Below are 17,836 nucleotides of genomic sequence, written 5' to 3'. Positions count from 1 at the left end.
GAATTGATGAGAGCCAAGCTATTTCGGGCACTGGTCCCGATCGCGGTGGCCGTGACCACTGTGGGACTGGTGGCGGGCTGCAGCTCCGGCGATACCGGGCCCAACCCCGATGCGCCTGCGTCCTTCGAGAGCGGAGCGCAGATCAACCCGCATCCGATCAGCGATCTGCAGCAGGGCGGAAACATGAACTTCCCGCTCTCGCAGGTGCCGACCAACTACAACTACTACCAAATCGACGGCACCACAGTCGACGCTGCGCGGTACTACGCCGCGTTGATGCCTACGGCGTTCAAGGCTGCTGCGGACGCAAGCCTCACGACGGCGACCGATTTCTTCACCGACATCACCGAGTCCGAGGTCGACGGTAAGCAGGTGATCACCTACAACATCAATCCCAAGGCCAAGTGGAGCAGCGGGAGGCCGCTGGACTACACCGACCTCGTGGCCACATGGACTGCGAACAGCGGCAAGGACCCGGCTTACGAGGCGTCCAGCACCGCGGGCTGGGACAAGGTGGAATCCGTTGTGCGCGGTGAGAACGACCAGCAGGTGACCCTGACGTTCGCCGAGAAGTTCGCAGACTGGCGCTCCCTGTTTTCGCCGCTGATGCCCGCGGAGTCCGTGAACAGTGTCGAGGCGTTCAACACCGGTTCGGTCGAGACCATGCCTGCCACCGCCGGCCCGTTCCGCATCCGCACGATCGAGCCCGGCGGCAAACGCATCGTTGCCGAGCGCAACCCGGACTGGTGGGGTGAGAACCCAGCGGTGCTGGACACCATCACGTACCTGCCGCTGGATACGACGGCATCTATCGGTGCGTTGCAGAGTGGCGAGATCGACTACTTCGAATTGGGCAGCAGTGCGGACGCTTTCAAGGTTGCCCGCGGTATCCCGAATGTCGACCTGCGTCAGAGCCTGGGCCCGCAGTACCGGCACTTCGACTTCAACGGAGCCCCGGGACGCATCACCTCGGACAAGGCAGTGCGCGTGGCGTTGATGAAGGCGATCGATCGTGACTACCTGGCGACGTCACAGCTCGGTCAGATCACCTCGAGCCCGACTGTCCTGAACAACCACATCTACGTGGACGGGCAGAAGGGCTACCAGGCCAACAACGGCGATATCACCTTCGACCCCGAAAAGGCGAAGGCCGAACTCGACGCGGCAGGTTGGACGATGAACGGGGAGTTCCGATCCAAGGACGGCATGCAGCTCGATCTGCAGGACATCATTCCGGCCGATACCCCGAATGCGACGCAGGAAGCGCAGATCATCCAGCAGAACCTCAAGGCCGTCGGTGCTAATCTCATCATCCAATCGGTGCCGTCGGATGACTTCTTCGAGAAGTACATTCTGGTCGGCGCATTCGATGTCACCCACTTCACCTGGGAGGGAACGCCGTACTCCTCGAGCAGTGACGGCATCTTCCGGCTCACGCCCGGCAGCACGCTGCAGAACTACGGCCAGGTGGGATCCGAGGAGATCAACGGTTTGCTCGACAAGGCTGCCGCCGAGCTCGACGACGATGCACGCATCGCCGACTACAACGAAGCGGACCAGGCGATCTGGGCCGAGGGCCACAGCCTGACCATGTTCCAGCGTCCGTCGACGTACGCGACCAAGTCGAATCTCGCAAACTTCGGAGCTCCGGGATTCGGCGATCTCGACTACTCGAAGGTCGGGTTCCTGAAATAGCTCACGGTCTCGGATATCCGGTCGGTGCCGCGGCGATCACTCTGGTTGTCGCGGCATCGACCGCTGTCGTCATTGCGCCACTGAGCGTGTTCGTGGCCCTGATCGTCCTCGTCTGGACGGGCTGGTCGACAGCGTGCGCAGTGCTGGCCGGTAGGTCGATGAACACCTCGACCACCGTGCGGCGAGTGCGGTTTCAACACCGTATGCGTTCTCGCGGATACCTGGAAGTACACGAGAACGGTGGGCGGGCCTGGTACCCCGTCTACTTCCACACCGGGCTTCTGGCGATCGTCCCGGACGCCGACGCGCGCGCGAGTAGGTCGATTCTCGGGCGGCGCGCCTTCGTCATCGAACCCGGAATTGTGGCGCTGCCGTCGGGGCGGCGTTGTAGTTCGTTGCCTCCCGGCACACCCCTCGATGCCCCTCGTCTCAACGATTTCGACCTGCTCACCCGCAGTGATCGCTTCGGGTCGCTGCGGCGTCGGATCATGCTCGACGCCCCCGCCGCGGTGGCAGGTCCGATCATCGGATTGCTGTGGCTCGTCGTCGACGGAGGCGGATTCGCCGAGTTCGTGGCAGTGAGTCTGTTGGCTGCTATCACCGCCATCTGGTGGTCAGCAATCGGCGGCAGCGACCCCAGCTGAGCAATTGGGGCGACGCGTGATCGTAACTGCCGAGAAACACCTCCGGTCTACGTTCGGGTTTCGGACAATTCAGGAGGCATCATGGCGCGGTCGATGGCGGAGCAGGCAGCGGAGACGATCACCAAGGGGATCGGACGTCGCGGATTCATTCAGGCGGTGGCCGCGCTGGGCGCGGGCGTCGGAATCGCCGGAACGGCAGCCTGTTCGACGTCGTCGTCGACGAGCACCGCCGCCGCGAGTTCGTCGGCGCCGGCACCGGTCGGGATTCTTCAGCCCGGCGCGGGCGACATCTCCGGCGATCACTACCTGAGTTCCGAAGTCGACAAGGTTCTGTGGGGGTACGTCCCGACAGTCGAGTCCGAATCGGTGCTGCAGATGAAGTCCGGTGAGACGGTGACCATCGATGCGCTCAGTCACGAGGGCATTCTCGAGGACCAGGGCCGCGATCCCGTCGAGTTCTTCGGCGGCAAAGGTGTATCCGAATCCGATGTGCTGCAGGACGCCATCGACATCGCCGGCGGGTACGACCGGACGGTCCGCAACTTCGACGTCGACGGTCCGCACGTGGTGACGGGCCCGGTGTTCGTCGAAGGTGCGCAGCGTGGTGATGTGCTCAAGATCGAGACGCTCGAGGCGATTCCCCGCGTGCCGTACGGCGTGGTGTCGAGTCGGCACGGCAAGGGTTCTCTGGCGGTGACCGCGTCCGGTGAGGCACCCGCAGGTATCAGCCTGGACGAGGTGATGCCGCCGATCGGCAGCGATGGCAGGCCGTCGGGTGATCCGACGCAGTACGGCAACGTCTCCACGTTCACCGCCGTCGAGGACGGGCAGGGTGTGATGCGTTACGGCGATGCGGCCGTGCGCTTTCCGCTCCGTCCGTTCATGGGCATGATGGGCGTGGCGTTCGCCAGCGACCCGGGTCTGACGTCACCCAACGCGAACTCGATTCCGCCGACGCTCGGCGGCGGCAACATCGACGTCGGTTTGCTCGGTGTCGGATCGACGTTCTACCTCCCGGTGTTCGCGGAGGGTGCGTTGTTCTACGTCGGCGATCCGCACATGGCGATGGGCGACGGGGAGGTGGCGCTGACCGCGATGGAAGGTTCTCTGCGTGGCACGTTCCGGCTCACTGTCTGCAAGGCGGGCAGTGGAGACGCCCCGTCCGTCGCGTACTCGTATCCCTTTGCCGAGAACGAGGACTCGTGGATCCCGATCGGCCTGTCCGACCCGGACGGTGCCGTCGGCGGCCAGAGTTCGGACTTGAACGCTGCCATGCGTCGGGCCGTGGTCAACGCGCTCGACTTCCTCGAGACCGACCTCGGTATGGACCGGGCGACGGCCTACGCGTACCTCTCCGCGGCCGCGAACTTCACCGTGTCGCAGGTGGTCGACAAGACGGTCGGCGTGCACGGTCAGATCTCCAAGGCACACTTCGACCGGTAGGAGTGCGCCTCCGGCGCAGTGGTGCGGGTAAGTGCCTCAGCGGGCACATAACCGCGCCACTGCCGAAGGCACCTCAGCGGTGTGCCGTCGCGATGAAGTGGCGGGTGGCGGCGTCGACGATATCTGCTGGGGTGACGGCTATCTCGTCGTTCAACCACGCGATGACCAGTTCCGCGAGTCCGCCGATGAACAGCAGGCCGTTGATTTCGGATTGTGGCTGCGGCCAGGCCTGTTCGCCGAACAGCTCGCTTGACTGCTCGGCGACCAGATGGGCGAACGCGCGCATGGACTGTCGTCGATAGTCGCGCAGTGAGTCGACGGCCAGCGACTCGATCATCGCGACGCGGCCCTTGCGTCGGTCGTCGGTGAGAACGCCGACGAACGCGGCGATGGCGTTGTGTACCTGGTCCTCGACGGTGGGGGCGGGGGAGTGCAGAGCGTCCAGGGCGGCGGCCCGGATCTCGTCGGATACCGACTCCACCACTTTCTCGAGCACATCCTCCTTGCTGGAGAAGTTCTGGTAGAAGTAGCGCTCGGTCAGCTTCGCCTCCGCGCAGATCGCGGTCATGGTCGTGTTCTGGGCACCGGCCGTCGAGAACACTTCGAGTCCGGCTTCGAGCAACCGTGCGCGACGGTCGGCGGTGCGATCGTCTGCGCTCATGCCGTTGTAGCGGCGCGTGGAAGCCATGCGTAGATCTTGACAGAGGGAGCAGGTGTGACGCAGACTACATTCCATCTGACAGGACGCTCTGTCAGATTGACGGAGGTCGACAATGGCACGTGCTCTGGCTGCTCCACCTGCTGATTCAACGCTAGAACCGGTATACGGCGACGGCGGTATGCCCGTCGTCGGGCACACGCTCGAGTACATCCGAGACCCCCTGAAGCTGCTCGGGAGTCGGTGGGAGAAGTACGGCGAGGTGTCGTGGCTGACGATGGCCGGTCAGAAGTGGATCACCGTTCTGGGGCCGGACGCATGCCAAGAGGTGTTGCAGAACGCCGACAAGGCGTTTGCGAACGGTGACGGCTGGTCCCTGCTGATCGGCCCGTTCTTTCACGGCGGATTGATGTTGCTCGACTCCGAGGAGCATCTGAAGCACCGACGGATCATGCAGCAGGCCTTCACCAGGGACCGGCTCACCAAATCCGTCGAGGCGTTGAATCCTGTCACAGCAACAGGTTTGGACGCGTGGCAAGGCGGGCGCGACGTTCAGGTCTACCCGGCGCTCAAGGCGTTGACCCTGGAGGTGGCAACGAGCATCTTCATGGGCGGCGCAGAGGGCAGCACCGATGCCGAGATCGCCGAGCTGAACTGCAGTTTCGTGGCGTGCGTTCAGGCGGCGACATCCATTGTGCGCTTTCGTGTTCCCGGAACTCGGTGGAAGCGCGGTCTCGACGGCCGCGCCATGCTCGAGGAGTTCTTCCGGCGGTACCTTCCGTCCCGGCGTGCCACCGAGACCGACGACCTGTTCTCGGTTCTGTGTCGCATCGAGGGGAACGACGGCGAACGCTTCTCCGACGACGAAGTGATCGACCACATGATCTTCCTGCTGATGGCCGCGCACGACACGTCGACGATCACGCTGTCGACGATGATGCAGTACCTCGGTCAGCATCCGCAGTGGCAGGACAAGTGCCGTGCCGAGTCCGAGGCGCTCGGTACCGATGCGCCGACGCTCGCGCAACTCGACGAACTGCACAGCGTCGATCTGGTGATGAAGGAATGCTTGCGTTTGGTCTCGCCCACGCCGGTGGTGGCGCGCCGCGCGGTCAAGGACACCGAGGTGCAGGGCAAGTTCGTCCCCGCGGGGACGTATGCGTCGGTCGCCCCGCACTTCACGCATCACATGGCCGAGTACTGGCCGAACCCGGAGAAATTCGATCCCGGCCGGTTCGCCGACGACCGCCGGGAGGACAAGGTGCACCGCTACGCGTGGGAGCCGTTCGGCGGAGGCGTGCACAAGTGCATCGGGATGTTCTTCGCCGGCGCGGAGATCAAGACGATCATGCATCATCTGCTGCTGCGGTTCGACTGGTCGGTCGACCCGGATTACGTTGCGCCGCTGAACTTCACGTCGCTGCCCTTCCCGGAGGACGGGCAGCCCGTGCAGCTGCGAAAGCGGTAGGTCTATCCGGCGCGGTCGGTGAGCCAGCCGATGATGTTCGCGGTGACCTCGTCCCGGTTGGTCTCGTTGAGGATCTCGTGGCGGGCACCGGGGTAGAGGGTGACGGTGACGTCGCTCATCCCGGCCTCGCGGTACCGGGCAGCGAGGGTTTCGATCAACTGTCCGCCGCCGGCGAGCGGGTCGTCGGTGCCCGAGGTGATGAGCAGCGGGAGATCGGAACGGATCTGCTCGAGGTTGTGCGGGTCGGCCAGCTTGTCGGCCTCACCGAACAGCGCCGGGACCGTCGAGTCCGGGAGGTCGAAGCCGCAGAGAGGATCGGCGACGTAGGCGTCCACTTCGGCCTCGTCGCGGGAGAGCCACTCGTATCCGGTGCGGTGCTCGAAGGCGGCGTTGAACACGCTCAGGTCACCGGCTGGCGCGTCGGCCATTCCGGCGGCGAGGATGTTCAGCGTGGTCGAGCCCGACAGCACCACACCCTCGTACAGATCGGATCGTTCGATCAGAACATGCTGCGCGGCAAACGATCCCATGGAATGGGCGAACAGGAACAGTGGCAGGTCGGGATATTCGTTCAGCAACGACTCCCCCAACTGCTCGATGTCGGCCCACAAACCTGCGAACGCTGCAGCACCGAAATCGCCGGGGGTGTCGACGATCGACTCTCCGTGGCCGCGATGATCGGACGCGACGACGTGGAATCCGGCGTCGTTCAACGCTGCGGCGAAGCGGGCATAGCGGCTGCCGTGCTCGGCGAGTCCGTGTGCGATCTGTACGACGCCGCGAGCCGGGTCGGCGGACGTCGCCCAGATGTAGGTACTGATCTCGGTGTCGTCCTGCTTGGATACGAACGACGAAGCATTGGCCACGGGTGACTCCTAGAAACGGCGATGGGGACGAGAATCGAACTTATCTCCTACGCCCTGAGCCTCGGAGCGAAATGCTCGACGACGGGGAAGGGTTCGTAGAGATGATGCAGCAGCGTCTTCCACTTCTGGTACTCGTCGGACTGCCTGAAGCCCTCGGTGTGGTCTTCGAGGCGTTCCCATTCGACCAGCAGTAGATACGTATTCGGCTGCTCGATGCCCCGCGACAATGTCAGATTCACGAATCCCGGCATCGCGGAGATGATCGACTTCGCGTCGGCGAACGCGGCCTCGAATTCGTCGGTTCGATCGGGGGCGATGTGCAACAGAGCATGTTCGACGATCATCGAGACAGTATGGCCGCGGCACGACAAAGCTCCCCGGGCAACTGCCCGGGGAGCCATGCCGACAGGAACTACTTCGCGGAGACGCGCACGAGCTTCTTGTTCACGAACTCGTCCATGCCCCACGGTCCCAGCTCACGGCCGACGCCGGAGCGCTTGACGCCGCCGAACGGCAGGCCGGGCAGCGTGGTGCCGTGCTCGTTGACGAAGGCCATGCCCACTTCGAGCTGCTCGGCCACGTCACGGGCCTTGTCCAGGTCGGCGCTCCACACCGAGCCGCTCAGGCCGTAAGCCGAGGAGTTCGCCAATTCGATTGCCTGCTGCGGGCTTTCGACCTTGTAGATCACCGCTGCCGGTCCGAACAGCTCCTCGCTGTACGCACGCATGTCCGGGGTGACGTCGGTCAGCAACGTCGGCTGCACGAATGCACCCGGTCCGTCGATCTTCTTGCCGCCGGTCAGCAGCGTTGCGCCCTTGGCGACGGCGTCGTCGATCTGCTCGATCAACGTGTCGGCTGCGGTCTGCGACGACAGCGGGCCGAGGGTGGTGTTCGCGTCCAACGGATTGCCCGTCTGCACTGCCTCGAACGATGCGGTGAGCTTGGTGACGAAGTCGTCGTAGAACTCCTCGGCGACGAGGATGCGCTTGGCGGCGTTGCAGGCCTGGCCTGCGTTGGACAGCCGCGCCCGGGTTGCGGATTCGACGGTGGCGTCCATGTCGTCGGAGTCGAGCATGATGAACACGTCCGAGCCCCCGAGTTCGAGAACGACCTTCTTGAGGTTGCGTCCGGCGGTTTCGGCGACCGAGGTTCCGGCCCGCTCGCTACCGGTGAGCGAGACACCCTGCACGCGTGGGTCGGCGATCATCTCGGCGATCTGATCGTTGGTCGCGAAGATGTTGATGTACGCGTCCTGGGGGAGTCCGGCCTGTTGGAAGATCTCCTCCATCAGCAGGGCCGACTGTGGGCAGTTCGGTGCGTGCTTGAGCAGAATCGTGTTGCCCACCATCAGGTTCGGGCCGGCGAACCGGGCCACCTGGTAGTACGGGAAGTTCCACGGCATGACGCCGACGAGCGCGCCCACCGGCTTGCGCTGCAGCACAGTGTCTTCCGCGCCGGGGACGTCGAGCTTCTCGTCCTCGAGCAGCGCGGGACCGTTGTCGGCGTAGTAGTGGTAGATGTTCGACGACAGCTCCACCTCACCCTGGGATTCGGTGAGCGGCTTACCCATTTCGAGCGAGATGGCCCGCGCCAGTTCGTCCGAACGTTCGGTGTAGAGATCGGCGACCTTGTGCAGAATTTCGGCGCGGTGCTTCGGTGAGGTCTTGCGCCACGTCTGGAAGCCGGCGTGTGCGTCGGCCAATGCGCGCTCGACGCCGGCCGCATCGAGAGTTTCGAATTCCTTGACAGTTGTGCCGTCGGCAGGATTGACAGTTTTGTAGGTCGTCATATTCGGTTCAACGGTCGGGGAGGGGTCCGTTGTTCCGATCCGGGCAAATCGGATGCTCCGACGGTGGTCAGAGGCGGGGCAGGGGTAGGCGGCGAAAACCTTTGAGCGCCCTACCGGTCGGTAACTTGGAACCGCCGATGGAGTGATACCCCACTGGCACGCACAGCGGCGGGTTCAAAGATTAAAGTCGACGGTGGACGCATCCAAAAGACGACGTTGAAACTGAGGCAAAGGCGAAACATGACTGCGAAGAAGCCGACCATCATCTACACCCTGACCGACGAGGCGCCCATGCTGGCGACTCACGCGTTTCTGCCGGTCATACGTTCTTTCGCCAGCGCGGCCGAGATCAACGTCGAGTCGAGTGACATCTCCGTTGCCAACCGCATCCTCGCCGAGTTCCCCGACTACCTCAACGAAGACCAGCGAGTGACCGACAACCTCGCCGAGCTCGGCAAGCTGACGCAGCTGCCCGAGACCAACATCATCAAGCTGCCAAACATCAGCGCCTCGGTTCCGCAGCTGCTCGCTGCCGTCAAGGAACTGCAGGACAAGGGCTACGCGATCCCCGACTTCCCCGGCAATCCGAAGACCGACGAAGAGCGCGAGATCCGCGAGCGTTACACCAAGTGCCTCGGTAGCGCGGTCAATCCCGTTCTGCGTGAGGGTAACTCGGACCGTCGCGCGCCGAAGGCCGTTAAGGAATTCGCCCGGAAGCACCCGCACAGCATGACCGAGTGGTCGATGGCGTCGCGCACCCATGTCGCGCACATGCGCGAGGGCGATTTCTACCACGGCGAGAAGTCGACGGTCGTCGACGGTGACCGTGAGATCAAGATGGAGCTGCTGCCCGCCGACGGCGAGCCGATCGTGCTCAAGGAGACGGTCTCGCTCACCGACGGTGACGTCATCGACTCGATGTTCATGAGCAAGAAGGCGCTTCTCGATTTCTACGAGCACGAGATGCAGGACGCCTACGACACCGGCGTCATGTTCTCCCTGCACGTCAAGGCGACCATGATGCGGGTCTCGCACCCCATCGTGTTCGGCCACGCTGTGCGCGTGTTCTACAAGGACGCGTTCGCCAAGCACAACGAGCTCTTCGAGGAGCTGGGCGTCAACGTCAACAACGGCCTGTCGGACCTGTACGCCAAGATCGAGACACTCCCGGCGTCCAAGCGCGACGAGATCATCGAAGACCTCCACAAGTGCCACGAGACCCGTCCGGAGCTCGCGATGGTCGACTCCGCCCGCGGCATCTCGAACTTCCATTCACCCAGCGACGTCATCGTCGACGCCTCCATGCCCGCGATGATTCGCGCCGGCGGCAAGATGTGGGGAGCGGACGGTCGTCCCAAGGACACCAAGGCCGTCAACCCCGAGTCGACGTTCTCCCGGATCTACCAGGAGATGGTGAACTTCTGCAAGACCAACGGCCAGTTCGACCCGACGACGATGGGCACCGTTCCCAACGTCGGCCTGATGGCGCAGAAGGCCGAGGAGTACGGCTCGCACGACAAGACCTTCGAAGTACCGAAGGCAGGCGTCGCGAACATCACCGACAAGGCCACCGGCGAGGTGCTGCTGACGCAGACCGTCGAAGAGGGCGACATCTGGCGTCTGTGCATCGTCAAGGATGCCCCGATCCAGGACTGGGTCAAGCTCGCCGTCACGCGTGCGCGTGAATCCGGAATGCCGGTCGTCTTCTGGCTCGACCCGTACCGCCCGCACGAGAACGAGCTCATCGGCAAGGTGCGCAAGTACCTGAAGGATCACGACACCGAGGGCCTCGACATCCAGATCATGTCCCAGGTGCGTGCCATTCGGTACACGATGGAGCGTCTGGTCCGCGGACTCGACACCATCTCCGCGACGGGCAACATCCTGCGTGACTACCTCACCGACCTGTTCCCGATCCTCGAACTCGGCACCAGCGCCAAGATGCTCTCCATCGTTCCCCTGATGGCAGGCGGCGGACTGTACGAAACGGGTGCAGGTGGGTCGGCTCCCAAGCACGTCAAGCAGCTCATCGAGGAGAACCACCTGCGGTGGGATTCGCTCGGTGAATTCCTGGCTCTGGCCGTGAGCCTCGAAGATCTCGGCACCAAGACCGGCGACGTCAAGGCGACCATCCTCGCCAAGGCACTCGACTCCGCCACCGGCAAGCTGCTCGAGAACAGCAAGGGCCCGTCGCGCTCGACCGGTGAACTCGACAACCGTGGCAGCCAGTTCTACCTCGCTCTGTACTGGGCACAGGAACTTGCCGAGCAAACCGAGGACGCCGAACTGGCCAAGCACTTCGCTGCACTGGCGAAGACGCTGGCGGAGAACGAGGAGAAAATCGTCTCCGAGCTCAACGAGGTTCAGGGCACCGCAGTCGACATCGGCGGCTACTACTACCCGGACCCCGAAGCCACCGCGGCAGTGATGCGTCCGTCCAAGACCTTCAACGAGGCTCTGGAGTCGGCGAAGAAGTAGTTTTATCTGCTCCACCCCATGGAATGAATGGTCCATTCACGCGCTCAGACGTGTTGAATGGACCATTCATTCGTATTGGGGTGCAACAGCATTGGGGTTTACCGCCCACCCCGTTCGGATCAATGTGACTTTCACGCGCTCAGACGTCGTGAATGGACCATTCATTCGTTCAAGGCGGGCACCAAAATATCCAGAAACGCCGTACAGCTCGCACTTTGGCGTCGCCCCGGCAACTGGACAACAGAGATGGTGCGATGGATGGTCGGCTCGATAGGCAGGTAGACCAGGTTCGCGAACGACATCATCGGCACCACCAGTTCCGGGATCACGGTGATGCCGAGTCCGGCAGCGGTCATGCCCGCCACGGCGGCCACGTTGTGCGCCTGAACCGATGGCCCGACGTCGACTCCCGCGCTTTCGAGCCCCAGTTGCACGTGTGAGGCGATGCTCGATTCGGGACCGAACGCAACGAACGGCTGGTCGGCGAGGTCGGTCCACAGTAGGCTTGTCCGTTGTGCAAGAGCATGATTCGGAGGCAACGCGCAAACGAAGGCGTCGGTGCTGACCGTCAATCGCACCAAGTCGTTCGCTCGTCCCGACGCGGCGACGACTGCGAAGTCCACGGAACCGTCGCGAACCGAGGCCACAACATCGTCGCGCAGCCCGTCTCTGATGTGTACCGAGACGTCGGGGTGACTGCTGCGGAAGTCCACGATGTACGGCGGGAGAAACGTCGCCGCGATCGAGGGCAGGCACGCGATGGTGACGGTTCCGCGGTCGCCGGATACGAAGCGCCCGATCTGCTCCAGGCCGTCGTCGAACTCGAGCAATACCCGACGGGCATAGGCCGTGACTTCGTGTCCGTCTCCGGTGAGGTCGACGCTGCGGGTGGTGCGCATGAACAGTCGGACGCCCAGGCGTCGTTCGGCCTCGGCGACGGTACGGCTCAGGTTGGGTTGGGAGACCTGAAGCCAGTTCGCCGCTGCAGTGAAGCTCGCATGATCGGCGAGTGCGACGACGGCGCGTAGATGGGCGATGCCCAGGTTTATGCCCACGGTGCATGAATCTATACCCAACTGATGTTGGACGGAGTAAGTGATCTGCACAACACTCGTCGTATTCGATGAAGGAGATCACATGCTCTCACTGCTTGGCTTCGGGACGATTGCCATCATCCTGCTGCTGTTGTTCACCCAACGCGTTGCGGCGATCGTCGCGCTTGCAGGTGTCCCGCTGGCTGCGGCGTTCCTGGCCGGCAACTCGCCATCCGAGGTGGCCGGGTTCGTCAAGGACGGACTCGGCGGCGTGGTGGGCGTCGCGGCGATGTTCCTCTTCGCGATCGTGTTCTTCGGGATCATGCGCGACGCGGGACTGTTCGATCCCATCATCGCCCGCATCGTGCGCTGGGCAGGTAGTGCCCCGCCGACCGTGGCAGTCGCGACCACTGCCCTTGCCGTGGTGGCTCACCTCGACGGCGCCGGCGCAACCACGTTCTTGATTGCCGTCCCCGCCATGCTCCCGATCTACGAACGCCTCGGTATGAGCCGGCTCGTCCTGGCCACCTGCGTCGGACTCGGTGCCGGAGTGATGAACATGGTCCCCTGGGGTGGTCCGACGGCTCGCGCTGCAGCAACTCTGGGCGTCGACGCCAACGAACTGTGGGTTCCGTTGATTCCTGCTCAGATCGCCGGAGTCGTGTTCGCACTGGGCGTCGCCTACTACCTGGGTCGGCGTGAGCGGACCCGTCTGGCCAAGGTCGCCGCGGGCGATGCGTCGGCGGTCGTGGAGGAGTCGACGGCGCGAATCGCCGAACGAATGTCCGTGGGATCCGGGGATACCGGATCCGCAGTCGGTGACGCGAACGAGGAGCCCGGCAGCCCGTCGACCGGTGGCGACGATGCGGACGGTCCGGCAACCGCGTCGAGTGACCGAGCACTGCTGCGGCCGAAGTTGTTCTGGGTCAACGCCTTCCTGGTAATCGCGACGTTGGCTGCGTTGATCGCCGCCATCGCCCCTCCGGAAACGTGCTTCATCATCGCCACTATCGTGGCGCTACTCGTCAACTACCGCGGAATGAAGGCCCAGTCCGCCCGCATCGAGGCCCACGCTGTCGGCGCGATGCTGATGGTCGGCACGTTGTTGGCTGCAGGGGTACTTCTCGGTGTGCTCGACGGCAGCGGCATGATCGAGTCCATGGCGGTCAGCGCAGCGAATGCCATTCCGGACGCGATGGCCCCCGCCTTGCCGCTCATCGTCGGCGTGTTCGCCGTCCCGATGAGCCTGATCTTCGGGCCGGACGCCTACTACTTCGGTGTGCTGCCGGTCCTCATCGAGGTAGGTGACCAATTCGGAGTCAGCGCAATCGATCTGGCGCAGGCCTCGATCATCGGTGAGGAAACGGTCGGATTCCCGATCAGCCCGATGACCGGCGCGTTCTACCTTCTGGTGGGTCTCGCGAAAGTCGACATCGGTAAGCACATTCGGCACACGTTGGGGTGGGCGTGGCTGATCAGCCTCGGCATGCTCGGCGTTGCCATGGCCACCGGCGCGATCCCGCTGTGGTCGTCATGAGCGCCCGCGGAACCGTCCGGTTGGGTGCCGGCGCAGGTTTTGCGGGCGATCGCATCGACCCGGCGCAGATCTTGGCCGAGCGGGGCGAGCTCGACTATCTGATCTTCGAGTGCCTCGGAGAGCGGACGGTGGCGACAGGGCAGGCCCGAAAATTGCTCGATCCCACGGCGGGCTACGACCCGCTGTTGGCAGCGCGGATGCGTGCAGTTCTCGGGGCGACGACGGAGCAGGGCATCACCGTCGTCACGAACTCCGGAGCCGCGAATCCTGTTGCGGCAGCGGCCGTCGTTGCGCGCGTGGCCGAGCAGGTGTGCTCGCGTTCGGTGCGCATTGCTGCCGTCACCGGCGACGACGTGCTCGACGCGGTGCGCCGGATCGACCCGGTGGTGTGGGAGACCGGTCGACCGCTGTCGGAGCATTCCGAGGAACTCGTATCGGCCAACGCCTACATCGGTGCCGATGCGGTACTGCCTGCCCTCGACGTCGGTGCCGACGTGGTCGTCACCGGCCGTCTCGCCGATCCGGCGCTGTATCTCGCACCTCTGATCCACGAGTTCGGTTGGGCCGGGCAGGATTGGGAGACACTTGGTGCAGGAACTGCCGTCGGACATCTTCTCGAATGTGCGGGCCAACTGACCGGTGGTTACTTCGCCGATCCGGTCACCAAGCCGGTGCAGGGTCTGGCGAATCTGGGCTTTCCGTTCGGCGACGTACGCGCAGACGGCACAGCAGAATTCGGCAAGGTCGACGGTACCGGCGGGGAGCTGACGCGTCGAACGTGCGCCGAGCAATTGCTGTACGAGGTCGGCGATCCCGCCAGATATCTGACGCCGGACGTGACCGCCGATTTCACCGGAGTCTCGTTCGAGACCGTCGGACCCGATCGGGTGGCGGTGTCCGGGGCAACGGGCAGCACGCGGCCGGAGGAGCTGAAAGTGACCCTCGGGTTCCGGGGCGGTTGGCTCGGTGAGGGGCAGATCAGCTACGCGGGTCCGCGCTCGCTGCAACGCGCCGAGCTCGCCGGAGAGATTGTGCAGCAACGACTGTGGGAGGTGCACGGTATATCCGCCGAGAACGTGGCCGTCGAATACATCGGTGCGGGCGCTGCATTCCGTGGACTCGTCGCCCCCACCGATGTCCCTGAAGTGAGACTGCGCGTGACGGCGAAGGTGCCCGACGCCGAAACTGCGGCTCTCGTCGGCTGGGAAGTCGAGAGTCTTTACACCAACGGGCCCGCCGGCGGTGGCGGTGCGCGCAGCAGCAACACGGAGGTCTTGGCTATCAGATCCTGTCTGATTCCACGTGCACAGGTGACGACCTCCGTGCACATCACGGAGGTGACGATATGAGGACTGTCGACGATTTCGCCGACGTGCGAACCGGGGACAAGGGCGACACTCTCATTCTTGCTGTCTTCCCGCGGACCGACGAAAGCTACGAAGTGCTGACTCGCACAATGACTGTCGAGGCCGTCGCTGCGCATTTTGCGCCGCTGGTGACGGGAGAGGTACGCCGAACCGACATGCCCCTGGTCTCCGGACTGGTGTTCGAGCTACCCGGCGTACTCGGTGGGGGAGTGACGGGTAGCCCGGTGCTCGACGGACACGGCAAATGTCTGAGCTACCACCTGCTGAGTATGACTGTGCCCGAGCAGATCTAGTCGAGTTGCTTGACCTCAGCATCCGGCAGCACCGGCAATGTCACCGGGTACAACTGAAATGTTCCGCTCATTCCCTTGAGTTCGACGTCACGCGGTGTCCCGAGACTCAGGTCATGCGCCCTGTCGATGGCATTGCGCACCGGTTCGCTGACCAGGATTTCGCCGCCGTCGGCTTGGTTCGCCACTCGTGCCGCCATCGCGACGTTGAGCCCGAACAGGTCGTCACCTCGGCGCACCGAGCTGCCGACGTGCACACCCATACGGACGCGAATGCGGTCCCAGCGATCGGGGTTCTTCAGCAGTGCTTCCTGGACTTTCACCCCGCAGCGCACGGCCTGGGCCGGGTCGGAGAAGGCGATCATGTAGCCGTCGCCCTGGCTTTTCACTACGTGACCGTCGTGATCGTCGACGTGTTTGCGTATCAGCTTGTTGTGCTTCTCGAGCAGCTTCACCCAGCCGCGGTCGCCGAGTTCTTCGTTGCGGGCGGTGGAGCCCTCGATGTCGGAGAACATCACGACGATGTCGCCGTCGGCGGTCATGCGCGCGAGGTCGGGGCGTTCGACCTTCGCCCAGCCGGCGAGGTCCTCGACGGAGTTGCGGACCGTTGCGCCGAAGCCCTTGTTGATGAGTAAGTCCGTGGTGTGGAAGGCGGTTCTGATCGCGAAGGGCACGATGCCGCGTCGCTTACGGCGTTGCTGCGATTCGAGAGCGCGGTCCAGTGCACGACGTGTGTGCTTCAGCTTCCGACGCGAGACGATCAAGACCACACCGAGTGCGATGATGGCAGCGAGCTCTACTCCGGCAACTATCCACAGGATCACGTCGCTCATCTTTGCCTGTCGACGATGCTCGTGGTTGCACAACCGACCGCAAACTGCCGTCGGTAGGCCGTCGGCGTCACCGCGAAGGCCGAGCGGAAGTTCTGACGCAAAGTGACGGCGCTGCCGAATCCGCACAGCGCTGCGATGTTCTCGACGCTGCGATCGGTCGTTTCGAGCAGGCTCTTGGCCTCGTTCAGTCGCTTGTCCAGTACCCAACGGGCGGGGGTGGACCCCGTCTCGAGGTGGAACTGGCGGATGAAGCTGCGTCGGCTCATGCACGCATGTTCGGCCAGTCGCTCGATGGGCAAGGGCTCGTCCAGTCTTTCGAGTGCCCAGCTCAGCACGTCGGCAATCGCGGTACCTCCGGATGCCTCCGTGACCGGACGCTCGATGTACTGGGCCTGGCCACCGTCGCGATGAGGTGCGACCACCAGACTGCGCGCCACCCGGGTCGCCGCCGCCGAACCGAGGTGTTTGCGCACGATGTGCAGGCAGGAATCGATCGACGACGCGGTGCCCGCAGACGTCATCACGTCGCCGTGATCGATGTAGAGCACCGACTCGTCGACGCCGGCGTGTGAATTTCGCTCCCGCAGTTCGGTCATCTTGGTCCAATGAGTGACGGCCGGGCGGCCGGCTAGCAGCCCGGTATCTGCGACGGCGAACGAGCCGAGGCACAATCCTGCGATTTCCGCTCCACGCGAATGGGCGTCGCTGAGCGCCGCCGACAGGTCTTTGCCGATGTGCGGCAACGACTCCGGCCACGACGTGACGATGACGATGTCGGCCCAGTCGACGGTATCGGGGCCGGCGATGTCGCCGACCGGGAAGCCCTCCTCGGTGCGGATCGACCCGGCTCGGTCGGACCACACCCGAGTCTCCCAGTCCGGTGCGAGTCCGAGTCGAGTCACCTCGCCGAACACCATCAACGGCGCGGCGAGGTGAAACATCGTGATGCCGTCGAACGCATAGAGCGCGATGCGCATGGCGTCTCCGATCTCGAATGTTGGCGCAAATGCATCGAAAGTATGCATCCGTGCCACTCGTGGAAGCAAGGCCGCCACCGCAGGATGAGAAGCGACCGAGATCGCCAGTCGAAGGAGAACACCATGACCGCACCACGCAGAGCATTGATCGTCATCGACGTCCAGCAGGAGTACTTCGAGGGCGTGCTGAAGATTCAGTACCCGCCTCGTGACCAGTCGTTGGCCAACATCGTCCGGGCGATCGAAGCCGCAGTGGCGCAGGATCTTCCCGTGGCGATCGTGCAGCACGAGATGCCCGACGGCGCTCCGGCGTTCGTGAAGGGCACCCCGACGTACGAGCTGCACCCCGACATTCAGGCGCTCGTACAACCCTCGTTCGAGCGAGTCGAGAAGAAGTACAGCAGCGTGTTCGCCGGTACCGGTGTCGCGAAGTGGTTGCAGGGCAACAATATCGATACCGTCACGATCGTCGGATACATGACCAACAACTGCGACCTCGCATCCAGCGCCGACGCCGAGGTGCTGGATCTGACCGTCGAAATTCTGTCCGACGCCACCGGCGCGATCAATCTCTCGAATGAGGCAGGCACCGTCTCGGCGGAGCAACTGCACAAGGCGTTGATGGTGCTGCTGCAGTCGAACTTCGCGGCAGTGGCTTCCACCGACCAGTGGGTCGACGCCGTCAAGAACGGAAACGATCTGACCGCAAACAATCTGGTGGTCTCGGCAGCTCAGGGCAACGACGCGGTGGCCTGAC

The 17,836-nt window shown here is 63.9% G+C and carries 16 protein-coding genes; 9 read left to right on the top strand and 7 right to left on the bottom strand.

Going from position 1 to position 17,836, the window contains the following annotated elements; genetic code table 11:
• Positions 1 to 6 precede the first annotated feature (6 nt).
• From CH283_RS27565 to CH283_RS27555, 3 genes are all read left to right on the top strand, one after another.
• Entirely contained in the window at positions 7 to 1,695 is a 1,689-nt protein-coding gene (locus tag CH283_RS27565; RefSeq protein WP_141215350.1) for an ABC transporter family substrate-binding protein, read from the top strand.
• A gap of 92 nt (positions 1,696 to 1,787) precedes the next feature.
• A complete protein-coding gene (locus CH283_RS27560; protein ID WP_141215349.1) occupies positions 1,788 to 2,339 on the top strand; it encodes a hypothetical protein in 552 nt (183 codons plus the stop codon).
• 81 nt (positions 2,340 to 2,420) lie between these two features.
• A complete protein-coding gene (locus tag CH283_RS27555; RefSeq protein WP_094639882.1) occupies positions 2,421 to 3,782 on the top strand; it encodes an acetamidase/formamidase family protein in 1,362 nt (453 codons plus the stop codon).
• Positions 3,783 to 3,855: 73 nt separating this feature from the next.
• Here the strand turns inward: CH283_RS27555 and CH283_RS27550 are convergent, their stop codons facing one another.
• The gene (locus CH283_RS27550) at positions 3,856 to 4,470 is read right to left on the bottom strand and encodes a TetR/AcrR family transcriptional regulator (protein ID WP_176460541.1); all 615 of its coding nucleotides are present in this window, start codon (positions 4,468 to 4,470) and stop codon (positions 3,856 to 3,858) included.
• 85 nt (positions 4,471 to 4,555) lie between these two features.
• Between CH283_RS27550 and CH283_RS27545 the strand changes: the two genes are divergently transcribed.
• Entirely contained in the window at positions 4,556 to 5,908 is a 1,353-nt protein-coding gene (locus CH283_RS27545) for a cytochrome P450 (RefSeq protein WP_094639883.1), read from the top strand.
• 2 nt (positions 5,909 to 5,910) lie between these two features.
• Here the strand turns inward: CH283_RS27545 and CH283_RS27540 are convergent, their stop codons facing one another.
• The 3 genes from CH283_RS27540 to CH283_RS27530 form a co-directional block, all read right to left on the bottom strand.
• Positions 5,911 to 6,774: an alpha/beta fold hydrolase gene (locus CH283_RS27540; protein ID WP_094639884.1), complete on the bottom strand. Its 864-nt coding sequence runs from the start codon at positions 6,772 to 6,774 to the stop codon at positions 5,911 to 5,913.
• 47 nt (positions 6,775 to 6,821) lie between these two features.
• Positions 6,822 to 7,118, bottom strand: a complete 297-nt coding sequence (locus CH283_RS27535; protein WP_094639885.1) for an antibiotic biosynthesis monooxygenase family protein — start codon at positions 7,116 to 7,118, stop codon at positions 6,822 to 6,824.
• Positions 7,119 to 7,186: 68 nt separating this feature from the next.
• Positions 7,187 to 8,563 (bottom strand): NAD-dependent succinate-semialdehyde dehydrogenase, encoded by a 1,377-nt coding sequence (locus tag CH283_RS27530; protein WP_094639886.1) that lies wholly within the window; start codon positions 8,561 to 8,563, stop codon positions 7,187 to 7,189.
• A 240-nt stretch (positions 8,564 to 8,803) separates the two neighbouring features.
• Between CH283_RS27530 and CH283_RS27525 the strand changes: the two genes are divergently transcribed.
• Entirely contained in the window at positions 8,804 to 11,041 is a 2,238-nt protein-coding gene (locus CH283_RS27525) for an NADP-dependent isocitrate dehydrogenase (protein WP_094639887.1), read from the top strand.
• A gap of 161 nt (positions 11,042 to 11,202) precedes the next feature.
• Here the strand turns inward: CH283_RS27525 and CH283_RS27520 are convergent, their stop codons facing one another.
• Complete coding sequence (locus CH283_RS27520) at positions 11,203 to 12,096, bottom strand: LysR family transcriptional regulator (RefSeq protein ID WP_094640043.1); 894 nt, start codon at positions 12,094 to 12,096, stop codon at positions 11,203 to 11,205.
• 82 nt (positions 12,097 to 12,178) lie between these two features.
• Here CH283_RS27520 and CH283_RS27515 point away from each other — a divergent pair, with 82 nt between their 5' ends.
• Genes CH283_RS27515 through CH283_RS27505 form a run of 3 tightly spaced genes read left to right on the top strand, consistent with a single transcriptional unit; the run spans position 12,179 to position 15,272 of the window.
• Positions 12,179 to 13,612, top strand: a complete 1,434-nt coding sequence (locus CH283_RS27515) for a CitMHS family transporter (RefSeq protein WP_068047205.1) — start codon at positions 12,179 to 12,181, stop codon at positions 13,610 to 13,612.
• The gene (locus tag CH283_RS27510) at positions 13,609 to 14,961 is read left to right on the top strand and encodes an acyclic terpene utilization AtuA family protein (RefSeq protein ID WP_094640044.1); all 1,353 of its coding nucleotides are present in this window, start codon (positions 13,609 to 13,611) and stop codon (positions 14,959 to 14,961) included. Before CH283_RS27515 ends, CH283_RS27510 begins: the two co-directional genes overlap by 4 nt.
• Complete coding sequence (locus CH283_RS27505) at positions 14,958 to 15,272, top strand: AtuA-related protein (RefSeq protein ID WP_094639888.1); 315 nt, start codon at positions 14,958 to 14,960, stop codon at positions 15,270 to 15,272. Before CH283_RS27510 ends, CH283_RS27505 begins: the two co-directional genes overlap by 4 nt.
• Here the strand turns inward: CH283_RS27505 and CH283_RS27500 are convergent.
• Together CH283_RS27500 and CH283_RS27495 are read right to left on the bottom strand one after the other, a co-directional pair.
• Positions 15,269 to 16,102, bottom strand: a complete 834-nt coding sequence (locus tag CH283_RS27500; protein WP_176460540.1) for an adenylate/guanylate cyclase domain-containing protein — start codon at positions 16,100 to 16,102, stop codon at positions 15,269 to 15,271. The two genes, CH283_RS27505 and CH283_RS27500, sit on opposite strands and share 4 nt — an antisense overlap.
• On the bottom strand, positions 16,099 to 17,079 hold the full coding sequence (locus CH283_RS27495; RefSeq protein WP_094639889.1) for a GlxA family transcriptional regulator: 981 nt from the start codon (positions 17,077 to 17,079) through the stop codon (positions 16,099 to 16,101). The genes CH283_RS27500 and CH283_RS27495 overlap by 4 nt, the downstream gene beginning before the upstream one ends.
• A gap of 123 nt (positions 17,080 to 17,202) precedes the next feature.
• Between CH283_RS27495 and CH283_RS27490 the strand changes: the two genes are divergently transcribed.
• On the top strand, positions 17,203 to 17,835 hold the full coding sequence (locus tag CH283_RS27490) for an isochorismatase family protein (RefSeq protein ID WP_094639890.1): 633 nt from the start codon (positions 17,203 to 17,205) through the stop codon (positions 17,833 to 17,835).
• Position 17,836 lies beyond the last annotated feature (1 nt).

It is taken from the genome of Rhodococcus sp. 05-2254-2 (genome assembly GCF_002259095.1).
GTDB lineage: Bacteria > Actinomycetota > Actinomycetes > Mycobacteriales > Mycobacteriaceae > Rhodococcoides.
Note: the sequence above shows the minus strand (reverse complement) of the source record. Positions and strands in the feature narration are given on the sequence as shown.

Coding starts and splice junctions, on each gene's coding strand:
- CH283_RS27565 (WP_141215350.1), top strand. CDS start 7: ATGAGAGCCAAGCTATTTCGGGCACTGGTCCCGATCGCGGTGGCCGTG.
- CH283_RS27555 (WP_094639882.1), top strand. CDS start 2,421: ATGGCGCGGTCGATGGCGGAGCAGGCAGCGGAGACGATCACCAAGGGG.
- CH283_RS27550 (WP_176460541.1), bottom strand. CDS start 4,470: ATGGCTTCCACGCGCCGCTACAACGGCATGAGCGCAGACGATCGCACC.
- CH283_RS27545 (WP_094639883.1), top strand. CDS start 4,556: ATGGCACGTGCTCTGGCTGCTCCACCTGCTGATTCAACGCTAGAACCG.
- CH283_RS27535 (WP_094639885.1), bottom strand. CDS start 7,118: ATGATCGTCGAACATGCTCTGTTGCACATCGCCCCCGATCGAACCGAC.
- CH283_RS27530 (WP_094639886.1), bottom strand. CDS start 8,563: ATGACGACCTACAAAACTGTCAATCCTGCCGACGGCACAACTGTCAAG.
- CH283_RS27525 (WP_094639887.1), top strand. CDS start 8,804: ATGACTGCGAAGAAGCCGACCATCATCTACACCCTGACCGACGAGGCG.
- CH283_RS27515 (WP_068047205.1), top strand. CDS start 12,179: ATGCTCTCACTGCTTGGCTTCGGGACGATTGCCATCATCCTGCTGCTG.
- CH283_RS27510 (WP_094640044.1), top strand. CDS start 13,609: ATGAGCGCCCGCGGAACCGTCCGGTTGGGTGCCGGCGCAGGTTTTGCG.
- CH283_RS27505 (WP_094639888.1), top strand. CDS start 14,958: ATGAGGACTGTCGACGATTTCGCCGACGTGCGAACCGGGGACAAGGGC.
- CH283_RS27500 (WP_176460540.1), bottom strand. CDS start 16,102: ATGAGCGACGTGATCCTGTGGATAGTTGCCGGAGTAGAGCTCGCTGCC.
- CH283_RS27495 (WP_094639889.1), bottom strand. CDS start 17,079: ATGCGCATCGCGCTCTATGCGTTCGACGGCATCACGATGTTTCACCTC.
- CH283_RS27490 (WP_094639890.1), top strand. CDS start 17,203: ATGACCGCACCACGCAGAGCATTGATCGTCATCGACGTCCAGCAGGAG.